Origin of the sequence: Mesorhizobium sp. M0136 (genome assembly GCF_040322515.1) — a bacterium.
Taxonomy (GTDB): Bacteria; Pseudomonadota; Alphaproteobacteria; order Rhizobiales; family Rhizobiaceae; genus Mesorhizobium.
In genome coordinates this window covers 118340-130979 of the sequence record NZ_JAMYTP010000016.1, presented here as the reverse complement: position 1 = coordinate 130979, position 12640 = coordinate 118340, and the positions used below count along the sequence as shown (strand labels likewise).

The window sequence follows — 12640 nt, the reverse complement described above, 5'->3', positions numbered from 1 at the left end:
TCCCTTCGATTGTCCGGACGCCGCGAATATGGGAAGGGTTTGCAGTAAATGACAACCCTAGGTCAAACCACCATTCCTCCCGGAAAAGAGTTGCGCACCATCATTGTCACAGGTGCCTCTTCCGGTATAGGCGCCTATTGCGCCCATGCTCTTAAGAAGGAAGGCTGGGGGGTGTTCGCAACGGCCCGAAAGCCCGAGGATATCGCCGCGCTCGAGGCCGACAGCATTGAGGCCTTCTATCTGGACTACACCGAACCCGGATCGATCGAGGCGTTGGTGACGTCGGTGCTGGAACGGACCGGCGGCCGGCTCGATGCGCTCTTCAACAACGGCGCCTACGGACAGCCCGGCGCCGTCGAGGACCTGCCGGTCGAGGCTTTGCGGCAGCAGTTCGAGGCCAATGTCTTTGGCTGGCATGATCTCACTCGCCGCGTCGTACCGGTGATGCGCCGCCAGGGCCATGGTCGTCTCGTTCATTGCTCGTCGATCCTCGGCCTCGCGCCGGCGCCTTTTCGCGGCGCCTACTCGGCATCGAAGCACGCTATCGAAGGGCTGATGCTGTCCCTCTATCAAGAACTCCGGGGTAGCGGCATCCATGTTTCGCTGATCGAGCCGGGGCCGGTGAAATCGAAGATCGCCAGCAACAGCCTCGCATGGTTCCTGGCGAATATCGATCACGAGAATTCCGTTCATCGCCTCGCCTATGCGGCGCAACTCAAACGGCTGCGGGCCGGCGGCAGCACATCGCGGCTGAAGCCCGGGCCGGAGGTGGTTTATGCCGCCTTGCACCATGCGCTTCTGTCGCGGCGCCCGCGCCCGCATTATGTGGTAACAGTGCCGGCCAGGATCGGCGCGATCCTTAAACGCATCCTGCCGGCATCTGCACTCTACCGTCTGCTCGCCAAACGCGCCTGAACGCAATTCATCTGGAACACATAATGGCAACCGTCTTCAACATCCTCGCCGTTCTTGTCATGGTCGCAGTGGTGATCGTGCTGATCCGCGGCCTCATCAACATGATGCGCGGCGGCTCCAGCATGACCTCCAACAAGCTGATGCAGACGCGCGTGCTCTTGCAGTTCGTGGCCTTGGTGCTGATCATGCTGGCGGTGTATTTCACCCGTAAGTGACGCAGCACCAGCCGGGAGGTACCCCGTGGTCAAGCTCAACAAGATCTACACCCGCACTGGCGACGACGGCACCACCGGTCTCGGCTCCGGCGAGCGGCGGCTGAAATCCGACCTTCGCATCGACGCCTACGGCACGGTCGACGAGGCCAATGCCTGCATCGGCATGGCCCGCATCCATACAGCGGCAGTAAATCCGGCGATCGATGCGATGCTCGGCCGCATCCAGAACGATCTTTTCGATCTCGGCGCCGATCTGGCAGTTCCCGATAATGGCAAGCCGCTGGACTACGAGCCGCTGCGCATCGTAGCCTCGCAGACCGACCGCGTCGAACAGGACATCGACCTCCTCAACAAAAATCTGCAGCCGCTCAAATCCTTCGTGCTCAATGGCGGCACGCCGGCCGCTGCCGCCCTTCACCTCGCCCGCACGGTCGCGCGCCGCGCCGAGCGCATCATGGTGGCGCTGTCGCAAGACCCAAACGAGCCCGTCAACCGCGAGGCAATAAGGTACATCAACCGCGTCTCGGACTTCCTGTTCGTTGCCGCGCGCGCGGTCAATGACAACGGAAACGCCGACGTGCTATGGGTTCCCGGCAAGAACCGCTGAAATCCGCCGAGCTGGGGACCCGATGTTCATCCCGCTTTACGACACCAACAGGCTGCGGCACATCAAGCTGCAATATGTGACCATCGGCCTGATCGCGCTCAATGTGTTGATCTACCTTGTCACCACGCTTGGCGGTGAGGACTTCTCCAACGCCGCGGTGCTGGGCCTCGGCTTCATCCCGTCGGTCGTGCATGACAGCGTCGAGCTCGCTCCGCAATTCGTCGTCATTCCCGAGAGCCTGAGCTACCTGACTTATTCCTTCCTGCACGCGGATATCTTCCACCTCGGCGGCAACATGCTTTTCCTGTGGGTATTCGGCGACAATGTCGAGGATGCACTCGGCCACATCCGCTACCTCATCTTCTACCTGCTTTGCGCCATTGCCGGCGCTTTCTTCCAGGGTCTGGTGGCCTGGGATTCGCAAGTGCCGCTGATCGGCGCGTCGGGCGCCATCGCCGGTGTCGTCGCTGCCTATCTGATCCTTTATCCGCGCGTGAAGGTGTGGGTGCTGGCCTTCGCCCGCATCCCGTTGCGTATCCCGGCTTTCATCCCGCTCATCCTGTGGATCCTGTTCCAGATCTTCATGTTTGCCCAGGGAGGCGAGGATCAGGTCTCCTGGGCCTGCCATATCGGCGGCATCATCGCCGGAGCCGTGCTGGTGCTTGTCTTGCGCAGCCGCGGCGTGCCGCTGCTCGCCGCTGCGGATGAAGAGACTGTGGTGGTCGCCGGCCATGTGCCCGTTGCCGTAGAGCCGGCGCCAAGCGAACCGCAACCTGCGCAGCAGGCGCCGCGCTGGGGCCGGGGAAGCGTTTCCGGTCCGGACTGAACTGATTTGAGTGCTTCGCCGAGGATCCGAGTGCGCCGGATATTGACGCGCGGGGTCGCCGCAACTACGGAAGCGCCACCCTACTGGCGTGGCGAAGACCAGAATTCCGTCCGGAATGTCGGCTTTCGACAACTCTGAAGAGGTGCACGCTGCTATAGCGCGTCCGACGCGCGTGAGAGACTATCGTGAAAGAGGTGACAGGCAAATGAAGATCCTTGTGCCCGTGAAGCGGGTTGTGGATGCGAACGTCAAGGTCCGGGTGAAAGCGGACGGTTCGGCGGTGGAACTCGCCAACGTCAAGATGGCGATGAACCCGTTCGACGAGATCGCGGTGGAAGAGGCGATCCGGCTGAAGGAAGCTGGTAAGGCCGAAGAGATCATCGTCGTGTCGATCGGGCCGCAGCAGGCACAGGAGACCTTGCGCACGGCGCTCGCCATGGGCGCCGACCGCGCCATCCTGGTCAAGACCGACGAGCAGACTGAGCCGCTGGGCGTCGCCAAGGTGCTGAAGGGCGTCGTCGAGGCAGAACAGCCCGGCCTTGTCATTCTCGGCAAGCAGGCGATCGACGACGATTCCAACCAAACCGGCCAGATGCTGGCCGCACTTCTCGGCTGGGCGCAGGGCACCTTCGCCTCCAAGATCGTGCTCGACGGTGACAAGGCCATGGTGACGCGCGAGGTCGATGGCGGCCTGCAGACGCTGGAACTGAAGATGCCGGCAATCGTCACGGCGGATTTGCGGCTGAACCAGCCACGCTACGCGTCGCTGCCCAACATCATGAAGGCCAAGAAGAAGCCGCTCGACGAGAAGAGCCCTGCCGACTACGGCGCCGACGTCAAGCCGCGGCTGAAGGTGATCAAAACCGAGGAGCCGGGCGGCCGCAAGGCGGGCGTCAAGGTCAAGAGCGTCGCCGAACTGGTCGACAAGCTGAAGAACGAAGCCGGCGTGCTGTAGGCCAGGAAGGGATAAAAAATGACAATTCTTCTGATTGCCGAACACGACAACGCTGCGCTTTCCGACCAGACCGCCAAGGCGCTTGCGGCGGCGCTGCAGATCGGTTCGGACGTGCATGTGCTAGTTGCCGGCAAAGATGCCAAGCCGGCAGCGGACGCAGCCGCAAAGCTCAAAGGCGTCACCAAGGTGCTGCTCGCCGACGCTGACGAACTGACCGAGCGTCTCGCCGAACCGCTGGCGGCACTCGTCGTTTCACTTGCTGAGCCATACGAGACAATCGTCGCGCCGGCGACCTCGTCGGGCAAGAACGTCGCGCCCCGCGTGGCGGCGCTGCTCGATGTCGCCCAGATATCGGAAATCATCGAAGTCGTGTCGCCCGACACCTTCAAGCGGCCGATCTATGCCGGCAACGCCATCCAGACGGTGCAGTCGAGTGACGCCAAGAAGGTCATCACGGTGCGCACCGCTTCCTTCCAGGCAGCGCCCGAGGGCGGTTCCGCGCCGGTCGAGACGGTTCAGGCGGCGGCCAATCCCGGCCTGTCGAGCTTTGTCGAGAACAAGCTCTCCGAGACCGACCGTCCAGAGCTGACCTCGGCCAAGATCGTCATCTCGGGCGGCCGTGCGCTGGGCTCCTCCGAGAAGTTCCAGGAGGTCATCCTGCCGGTCGCCGACAAGCTCGGTGCGGCGGTTGGCGCATCTCGCGCCGCCGTCGATGCCGGCTATGCGCCGAACGACTGGCAGGTCGGCCAGACCGGCAAGGTTGTAGCGCCCGACCTTTATATTGCCGTCGGCATCTCCGGTGCCATCCAGCACCTTGCCGGCATGAAGGATTCGAAGGTGATCGTTGCCATCAACAAGGACGAGGAGGCGCCGATCTTCCAGGTCGCCGACTACGGTCTCGTCGGCGATCTCTTCGTCATTCTGCCGGAACTGCAAAAGGCGCTTTGACGCCTTCTGCCAAAGCGTATTAAATTCCGAGGGGTGGGGTAGACGAAGTCGCCCCGCCCTTTTAGTTTGCACTGCACAAAAAACGGGCCGCAAAGGCCTCGACGGGATCGGGTAATGAGCAAGATCGAGACGATCGGCATCATCGGCGCGGGCCAGATGGGCGGCGGCATCGCCCATGTGTCGGCGCTGGCGGGCTATAAGGTGCTGGTTTACGATATTTCGCCCGACCGCATCGAAAAGGGCATCGCTACGATCAGCGGCAACATGGCCCGTCAGGTCGGCTCCGGCAAACTCGAGGAAACGCTGCGCAATGAGGCGATGGCGCGCATTTCGGCGGCGCCGGCCATGGCCGACCTTGCGGGCGCCGATCTGGTGATCGAAGCGGCGACCGAGGACGAGACGGTCAAGCGCAAGATTTATGCCCAGCTCTGCCCGCAGCTCAACCCCGAGGCCATCCTGGCGACGAACACGTCATCGATCTCGATCACACGGTTGGCTTCGCAGACCGACCGGCCGGAACGCTTCATCGGCATACATTTCATGAATCCGGTTCCGGTGATGAAGCTGGTCGAACTGGTGCGCGGCATCGCCACCGAGGACCAGACCTTCGAGGCGGCAAAAACTTATGTGAAGCAGCTCGACAAGACGATCACCGTCTCGGAGGATTTCCCGGCCTTCATCGTCAACCGCATCCTGCTGCCGATGATCAACGAGGCGATCTACACGCTCTATGAAGGTGTCGGCTCGGTCGACGCCATCGATACCGCCATGAAGCTCGGCGCCAACCATCCGATGGGGCCGCTGCAGCTTGCCGATTTCATCGGGCTCGATACCTGCCTGTCGATCATGCAGGTGCTGCATGACGGACTGTCGGATTCGAAATACCGCCCCTGCCCGCTGCTGGTCAAATATGTTGAGGCCGGCTGGCTCGGACGCAAGACCGGGCGCGGCTTTTACGACTATCGCGGCGAGCATCCCGTTCCGACACGCTGATTCTTATCGCTACCAGCGCACAAAAAGTCGTCCGCCGAGCGCCCCGAGCACGGCAAGGATGGCGACCGCAATCGTGTACCAGGTGGCGACGAAAAGCGGCGAATCGTCGAAGCAATGCGCCGCATAGAAGGTCGCCGCCAGCCCGCCGGCAAGCAGGCCCGCGGCCGCACCGGCAAGCACCGGCCTTGTCGGCGCGCCATGGCGCAGGACCGCGAGAAAGACGGCAAGCGGGCCGATCCCGATCAACGGAATGAAGGTCAGGCAGATGACCAGGTTCGTGCCGACCAGGCGTGTGCCCCAGTCGGACGCAGGCACGGCGAAGAGTTCGAGAATCACGGCCACAATCACCAGCAGCGGGGCGGCGATCATCCAGCTTGCCGCTCGGCGGGTCGATGCACCGGGCGTCGACAGCGCATGCACCAGGGCAAAGGCGCTGGCCGAAAGAGCGATCGTGAAGACGAATTTGGACAGGAACCGCATCGTCTGCATGGCGATCGCGATGTCGGAACGGGGTCCGATCGTCAGCCAGAAAACCGCGGCCGCGATCACCATGGCCGCACCGGCGGCAAGCCACCAGGCGGCGCCTAGCGGCAGCGCCTTGCTGCGGGCATCGGCGTCGAGCGCCTTGATGAGATCTTCGGTCCTCATTTTTATTCCCGCCTCGCCCCGAACCGTTTGGCAATGGCGGCAAGCCCGCGGTGCAGTGACACCCGCACAGCCGTCTCGCTGATGCCGAACTTGGCCGCCGTCTCGCCGATCGAACGGCCTTCGACCGATACGGCCGAGACGATGGAACGCTGTGCCGGCGACAGGCTGTCGAGCGCCCGGTTGACGTCGCGCTCGCTTACCGTCTCCGCTTCCGGCTCGGCGAAGGTCTCGGCGATTTCGTCGATCTCGACCTCGATCCGCCGGCCGCGCCGCCGGAAGGCATCGATCAGCTTGAAGCGGGCTATTGCATAGACCCAAGGCAGCACCGGCGCATCATGGCGCCAGGTGTGTCGTTTCACATGAATGGCCAGCAAGGTTTCCTGCACGACATCCTCGGGATCCACCCCACCCTGCACGATCTTGCGCCGGGCAAAGCCACGAACGAGCGCGGCGATCCGGTGCAGAAAGTCGGCATAGGCCCTTTCGTCTCCGGCGATCGCGGCCCGCAGCAGCCGTGAAAGCTCGGCTTCGTCCTTGCCGCTCACAAGAGTTCACTCCCCGATATTCGCGTCTCGGCGCTGATTTGTTACGGGGCCGGCGAAATAATGTCCAAGGCAAATTAGCTGAGCATCACGAAAGTTTGGCCTTTTGAGCAATTGAGTGGGCCAGCAATGTTGACTGCGCTAGTCATGTATTGGTAGGTGCAGCGTGCCAAGCCAACGACCATCGAAATCGAGGACGACGCCATGAAATATGCTCTTTCCGCCCTTGCCGGTGCGACAGCACTTGCAATCAGCCTGATCGCCGGCCCGGCAATAGCAGAGGACGAGGGCATCGTCGTCTACAACGCCCAGCACGAAAACCTGACCAAAGCCTGGGCGGAGGGATTCACCAAGGAAACCGGCATCAAGGTTACCGTCCGCAATGGCGGCGACAGCGATTTCTCCAATCAGATCGTTGCGGAAGGCACCGCTTCGCCCGCCGATGTATTCCTGACGGAGAATTCGCCGGCCATGGCATTAGTCGAGGCGGCCGGCCTGTTCGCACCGGTCGACACCGAGACGCTGGCCCAGGTTCCGCAGGAGTACCAGCCGGCGAGCGGCAAATGGGTCGGCGTCGCCGCGCGCAGCACGGTCTTTGCCTACAACAAGACCAAGCTGGCCGCGGACCAGCTGCCCAAATCGCTTCTCGATCTCGCCGATCCGAGCTGGAAGGGCCGTTGGGCCGCATCGCCCTCCGGCGCCGATTTCCAGGCGATCGTCAGCGCGCTTTTGCAGCTCAAGGGTGAGGCAGCGACGGCCGAATGGCTAAAGGCGATGAAGGAGAATTTTACCGGCTATAAGGGCAACAGCACGGTGATGAAGGCGGTCAATGCCGGCGAGGTCGAAGGCGGCGTGATCTATCACTATTACTATTACGGCGATCAGGCCAAGACCGGCGAGAACAGCAAGAACGTCGAGCTGCACTATTTCAAGCATCAGGATCCCGGTGCTTTCGTCTCGGTTTCCGGCGGTGGCGTGCTGGCCTCGAGCAGGCACCCGAAGGAAGCGCAGGCTTTCCTGAAATGGGTCACCGGCAAGGGCGGCCAGGACGTGCTGAAGACAGGCGATTCGTTTGAATACGCAGTCGGCAAGGGCGCCGAGTCCAATCCGAAGCTGGTGCCGCTGGCCGATCTGCAGGCGCCGAAAGTCGACCCGACGACGCTGAACTCGAAAAAGGTGACCGACCTGATGACGGCGGCCGGCTTGCTTTAGCCGGCGTTCGTCCTAAAAGGGCAACCGACTGCGCTCCGGTGGGAATTCGCTTTCCGCGGGAGCGCTCTGTTTTCAAGATGGCATTTGTCCATGACCACAAGCTGCTCGCCGCATTCGCCGACGATTGTTTCCGCCTTCGGGCGGAAACGGCACAACGTCTGATCTGATGCAGTCGGCGATCGATCTCGCACCTTCAGGCTTGCCAGCCGATACCACGGCCGTGCGGGCACGTCGTTGGTCGGTCTCATGGATTGCGCTGGCTGCCGTCTTTGTCTCGCTTTTCGCGCTGCTGCCACTTGCCTTCATCGCCTGGGTGGCGGTGCAGACTGGGTGGGAAACCGTGGAGGCGCTGGTGTTCAGGCCGCGCGTCGGCGAACTTCTGGTCAACACCAGTCTGCTGGTGGTGCTGACCGTGCCGATCTCGATCGTGCTGTCGGTGGCGCTGGCCTGGCTCACCGAGCGCAGCGATCTGCCGGGGGCCCGCCTTTGGGCCTGGTTGTCGGTGGCGCCGCTCGCCATTCCCGCCTTCGTCCACAGTTACGCCTGGATCACCATGGCGCCCAGACTGCACGGCCTGTGGGCCGGCGTGCTTGTATCCGTCATCGCTTATTTCCCGTTCCTCTATCTGCCGATAGCGGCAGCTTTGCGCCGGCTCGATCCCGCTCTCGAAGATGCAGCAGCGGCCCTCGGGCTTGGCCCATGGCGCGTGTTTCGGCGTGTCGTGCTGCCGCAGCTCCGACTCGCCATTTGCGGCGGCTCGCTGCTGGTCGGCCTGCACCTCCTGGCCGAATACGGCCTTTACGTTTTCATCCGCTTCGACACCTTCACCACCGCGATCGTCGACCAGTTTCAGTCGACCTTCAACGGTCCCGCCGCCAACATGCTGGCCGGCGTGCTGGTGACCTGCTGCCTTGTGCTGCTCGGTCTGGAGGTGCTGGTGCGCGGCGAGGAGCGCTATGCCCGCGTCGGTTCGGGTGCTGCGCGCCAGCAGCAGCGCACGAGCCTTGGGCGCGCCACCATTCCTTGCCTGCTGCTGCCTGCCATTACCACGCTGCTGGCGCTCGGCGTGCCGTTCGTCACCATCGCCCGCTGGCTCATGGCCGGCGGCGCCGATGTCTGGCGGCTCGACGAGATCGGCCTGGCGCTTGGCCAGACGCTGTTCCTGGCAATTGCCGGGGCGCTGCTCGCCACCGTCGCGGCAATGCCGATGGCGTGGATCTCGATCCGCGCGCCGGGGCGGCTGCAACGCGTCCTGGAGGCCTGCAACTACATCGTCGGCGCGTTGCCCGGCGTTGTCATCGCCCTGGCGCTGGTCACCATCGCCGTGCGTATCGCCATGCCGCTCTACCAGACCCTGTTCACCATCCTGGTCGCCTATGCGCTGATGTTCCTGCCGCGCGCCCTGATTAGCCTCAGGGCGTCGATCGCACAGGCGCCGGTCGAGCTCGAACGCGCCGCCTCCAGCCTCGGCCGGTCGCCGCTCAAGGCGCTGTGGTCGACGACCATCCGCCTGTCGGCGCCGGGCGCCGCAGCCGGCATGGCGTTGGTCGCGCTGGGCATCATGAACGAATTGACCGCAACCCAGATGCTGGCGCCCAACGGTACCCGCACTCTGGCCATGGCGTTTTGGTCCTATAGCGGCGAGATCGACTATGCGTCGGCAGCGCCTTATGCCCTGATCATGGTGGCGATGTCGCTGCCTTTGACCTGGCTGCTCTACGTCCAGTCGAAGCGGATGGCCGGGCGATGAGCTTTCTCGAGCTGAGCGGCATCCACAAGCACTACGGGCCCGTCGCAGCACTTGCCGGCGTCGACCTCAGCGTGGCCAGCGGCAGCCGTACGGCAATCGTCGGGCCGTCCGGTTGCGGCAAGACCACCTTGCTGCGGCTGATCGCCGGCTTCGAGGCGCCGGACCAGGGCCGCATCGTGCTCGATGGCGAGGTGTTGGCCAATGGCGACACGGCCGTGCCGGCGCATCGCCGCGGCATCGGGCTGGTGGCGCAGGACGGCGCTCTGTTCCCGCATCTGAGCATCGCCGCCAATATCGGCTTCGGCATGGGGCGTCACGAGGAAAAGCGGGGCGAGCGCATCGCCGAGCTCGCCTATGTCGTCGGGCTGGACAAAGGTATCCTGAAGCGCCGTCCGCACGAACTCTCCGGCGGCCAGCAGCAGCGCGTCGCGCTCGCCCGCGCCATGGCCATGAAGCCGCGGCTGATGCTGCTCGACGAGCCGTTCTCGGCGCTCGACACCGGCCTGCGCGCCTCGATGCGCAAGGCCGTGGCCGAGCTCCTTGAAACCGCCGGCATCACCACCATCCTGGTCACCCATGATCAGGCCGAGGCGCTGTCATTCGCCAGCCAGGTCGCAGTGATGCGCGACGGCAAATTCTCGCAGATCGGCACGCCGCGCGAGCTCTATTTCAGGCCGAAGGACAGGATGATTGCCGAGTTCCTCGGCGACGCCATCGTCTTGCCGGCCAGGATCGCCGATGGCTTCGCTACCTCGCCGCTCGGCCGGATCGCCGTCGACAGCACCGAGCGGCGCGACATCGCCCGCATCATGCTGCGGCCCGAGCAGGTGCTGCTGAAACGAACCTCGCGTGAAGGCATGTCGGGCACGCCGGACATGCTGTTCGGGGAGGTCACGGAATCCGAATTCGCCGGCTCGATTTGCACCATCGCCGTGCGTCTCTTGAACAGTCCCGATCCGCCCGACGCGGCCGCCATCGGCAACACGCCATTGATCCTGCGCAAGCCGGGCATGGACGCGCCGGCGGTCGGCGAGATCGTGCGGCTGACCGTGTCGGGCAAGGCGCATGTGTTTGCCTGAACGGTTTTGCGCAAGGCCGATTTCAATCGACCCGTTTGCCCGCTTGATCGAACCAATGCAGCTTTTCGGACCTGGCCACGACGCGCAATCGGTCGCCTGGCTTGGCGCTGGCGCGGCCTGAGACGCGCACCACGATACGGCTGCCGGCTGCCACGCAATGGAGGAAGCTTTCGGCACCGACCGGTTCGACCGCTTCCACTGTCGCCGGCAGCGCGAGCGCGCCGGCCGGCGCCTCTGCCGCGAAGGTGATATCGGCGTCCTCTGGACGAAAGCCTAGTGTCACCACCTTGCCCTGTCGAGGCGCCAAGCCAATCACCGTACCGTCGGCCAATACCGAGCTTGGGGAGGCCCCTGTGAGCGCCAGCAGATTCATCGGCGGTGCGCCTATGAACGAAGCGACGAAGGTCGAAGCCGGTTTCTCGTACACATCAAGCGGAGCGCCGGTCTGCTCGACCAGTCCGGCGTTCATGACGACGAGGATGTCGGCCAGCGTCATCGCCTCAAGCTGGTCGTGCGTGACATAAACCGAGGTGACGCCAAGCGAGCGCTGCAGATTCTTGATCTCGATGCGCATCTGCCCGCGCAATTTCGCATCGAGGTTGGACAGTGGTTCGTCGAACAGGAAGACCTTCGGGTTGCGCACGATGGCGCGACCCATGGCGACGCGCTGGCGCTGACCGCCTGAAAGCTCGCGCGGGCGCCGGTCGAGCAGCGCCGAAAGCTCCAGCACCTTGGCCGTCGAGCGTACCCTGCTGTCGATCTCGTCCTTCGGCGTGCCGCGGTTGCGCAGGCCATAGGCCATGTTGTCATAGACCTTCATATGTGGGTAGAGCGCGTAATTCTGGAACACCATGGCGATGTCGCGCTCGGTCGGGCCGATGGCGTTGACCACCTTGCCGTCGATGGCGACTGTACCGGCCGAAATGGTCTCCAACCCGGCGATCATCCTCAGCAGCGTGGACTTGCCGCAACCTGACGGGCCGACCAGCACGCAAAGCTCCTTGTCAGGAATGGCGATTGAGACGCCCTTCACGGCTTCGACGCCGCTGGGATAGACCTTCTTCACGTCCTTCAGATCGACGGTCGCCATCAGAGTCTCACTTTTCGGATTCGACCAGGCCACGCACGAACCAGCGTTGCATCATCACCACGACGAGAATCGGCGGCACGATGGCCAGCATTGCCGTGACCATCACGAGGTGCCATTGGGTGTCGGCATCGGCGAAGGAAACCATCTTTCTCAGCGCGATGACGATGGTGTTCATGTCGTTGCTGTTGGTGACGAGCAGCGGCCAAAGATACTGCGTCCAGCCATAGATGAAGAGGATCACGAACAGCGCGGCGATGTTTGTCCGCGACAGCGGCAGGAGGATATCAAAGAAGAAGCGCCATGGCCCGGCACCGTCGACACGCGCCGCCTCGACCAATTCGCCCGGTATGGTCATGAAGAACTGGCGAAACAGCAGCGTTGCAGTGGCTGAGGCGATCAGCGGGACGATCAGGCCGGCATAGGTATCGATCATGCCGAGATCGACCATCACCTTGTAGGTCGGCAGGATGCGCACCTCGACTGGAAGCATCAAGGTGATGAAGATCAGCCAGAAGAAGGTCATGCGCAGCGGAAAGCGAAAGAACACGATCGCGTAGGCCGACAGGATCGAGATGAAGATCTTTCCGACCGCAACGCCGAGCGCCATGATCGTGGTGTTGAGGAGCAGCCTGCCGACGCTGACCCCGCCGATACGGCCGATGCCGCCGAACAGCGCCTCGCTGTAGTTGTTCCATAGCTGGCTGCCCGGCAAGAGCGGCAGCGGCGGCCTAAGGATCGTTTGCAGCGTGTGCGTCGAGGCCACGAAGGTGTAGTAGATCGGAAAAGCCACGATCAATATGCCGAGGATGAGCACGGCATGGGCGATGAAGGTGCGGAGCGGGGACTGGCCGATCATCGCT

At 63.3% G+C, this 12640-nt stretch carries 14 protein-coding genes; 10 read left to right on the top strand and 4 right to left on the bottom strand.

Annotated elements, in window-relative coordinates:
• Positions 1 to 48 precede the first annotated feature (48 nt).
• The 7 genes from NKJ35_RS20300 (at position 49) to NKJ35_RS20270 (ending at position 5459) form a co-directional block, all read left to right on the top strand.
• Entirely contained in the window at positions 49 to 915 is an 867-nt protein-coding gene (locus tag NKJ35_RS20300) for an SDR family oxidoreductase (protein WP_352649332.1), read from the top strand.
• 23 nt (positions 916 to 938) lie between these two features.
• Positions 939 to 1130, top strand: coding sequence for a twin transmembrane helix small protein (locus NKJ35_RS20295; RefSeq protein WP_023677950.1), 192 nt, complete (start codon positions 939 to 941; stop codon positions 1128 to 1130).
• Between the two features lie 25 nt (positions 1131 to 1155).
• The gene (locus NKJ35_RS20290) at positions 1156 to 1737 is read left to right on the top strand and encodes a cob(I)yrinic acid a,c-diamide adenosyltransferase (protein WP_254816675.1); all 582 of its coding nucleotides are present in this window, start codon (positions 1156 to 1158) and stop codon (positions 1735 to 1737) included.
• Between the two features lie 22 nt (positions 1738 to 1759).
• On the top strand, positions 1760 to 2563 hold the full coding sequence (locus NKJ35_RS20285; protein WP_254816674.1) for a rhomboid family intramembrane serine protease: 804 nt from the start codon (positions 1760 to 1762) through the stop codon (positions 2561 to 2563).
• A 205-nt stretch (positions 2564 to 2768) separates the two neighbouring features.
• Positions 2769 to 3518: an electron transfer flavoprotein subunit beta/FixA family protein gene (locus NKJ35_RS20280; protein WP_352649331.1), complete on the top strand. Its 750-nt coding sequence runs from the start codon at positions 2769 to 2771 to the stop codon at positions 3516 to 3518.
• An 18-nt stretch (positions 3519 to 3536) separates the two neighbouring features.
• Positions 3537 to 4466 carry an electron transfer flavoprotein subunit alpha/FixB family protein gene (locus NKJ35_RS20275; RefSeq protein ID WP_352649330.1) on the top strand — a complete coding sequence of 310 codons (930 nt, stop codon included), beginning with the start codon at positions 3537 to 3539 and terminating at the stop codon, positions 4464 to 4466.
• Positions 4467 to 4580: 114 nt separating this feature from the next.
• Positions 4581 to 5459 carry a 3-hydroxybutyryl-CoA dehydrogenase gene (locus NKJ35_RS20270; RefSeq protein WP_352476291.1) on the top strand — a complete coding sequence of 293 codons (879 nt, stop codon included), beginning with the start codon at positions 4581 to 4583 and terminating at the stop codon, positions 5457 to 5459.
• A gap of 9 nt (positions 5460 to 5468) precedes the next feature.
• Here the strand turns inward: NKJ35_RS20270 and NKJ35_RS20265 are convergent, their stop codons facing one another.
• Positions 5469 to 6107, bottom strand: coding sequence for an NrsF family protein (locus NKJ35_RS20265; protein WP_352649329.1), 639 nt, complete (start codon positions 6105 to 6107; stop codon positions 5469 to 5471).
• Positions 6108 to 6109: 2 nt separating this feature from the next.
• Entirely contained in the window at positions 6110 to 6652 is a 543-nt protein-coding gene (locus tag NKJ35_RS20260; RefSeq protein ID WP_352649328.1) for a sigma-70 family RNA polymerase sigma factor, read from the bottom strand.
• Between the two features lie 201 nt (positions 6653 to 6853).
• On the opposite strand from NKJ35_RS20260, the gene NKJ35_RS20255 reads away from it, so the two are divergent.
• The 3 genes from NKJ35_RS20255 to NKJ35_RS20245 all read left to right on the top strand — a co-directional run bounded on the left by NKJ35_RS20255 (position 6854) and on the right by NKJ35_RS20245 (position 10690).
• Positions 6854 to 7861, top strand: a complete 1008-nt coding sequence (locus NKJ35_RS20255; RefSeq protein WP_352649327.1) for an iron ABC transporter substrate-binding protein — start codon at positions 6854 to 6856, stop codon at positions 7859 to 7861.
• Positions 7862 to 8027: 166 nt separating this feature from the next.
• Positions 8028 to 9611, top strand: a complete 1584-nt coding sequence (locus tag NKJ35_RS20250) for an ABC transporter permease (RefSeq protein WP_352476286.1) — start codon at positions 8028 to 8030, stop codon at positions 9609 to 9611.
• A complete protein-coding gene (locus tag NKJ35_RS20245) occupies positions 9608 to 10690 on the top strand; it encodes an ABC transporter ATP-binding protein (protein ID WP_352476285.1) in 1083 nt (360 codons plus the stop codon). The genes NKJ35_RS20250 and NKJ35_RS20245 overlap by 4 nt, the downstream gene beginning before the upstream one ends.
• Positions 10691 to 10712: 22 nt before the next feature.
• On the opposite strand, the gene ugpC is transcribed toward NKJ35_RS20245, so the two are convergent.
• Positions 10713 to 11780, bottom strand: coding sequence for a sn-glycerol-3-phosphate ABC transporter ATP-binding protein UgpC (gene ugpC / locus NKJ35_RS20240; RefSeq protein WP_352476284.1), 1068 nt, complete (start codon positions 11778 to 11780; stop codon positions 10713 to 10715).
• A gap of 7 nt (positions 11781 to 11787) precedes the next feature.
• Complete coding sequence (gene ugpE, locus NKJ35_RS20235; RefSeq protein ID WP_352476283.1) at positions 11788 to 12636, bottom strand: sn-glycerol-3-phosphate ABC transporter permease UgpE; 849 nt, start codon at positions 12634 to 12636, stop codon at positions 11788 to 11790.
• Between the last annotated feature and the right edge of the window lie 4 nt (positions 12637 to 12640).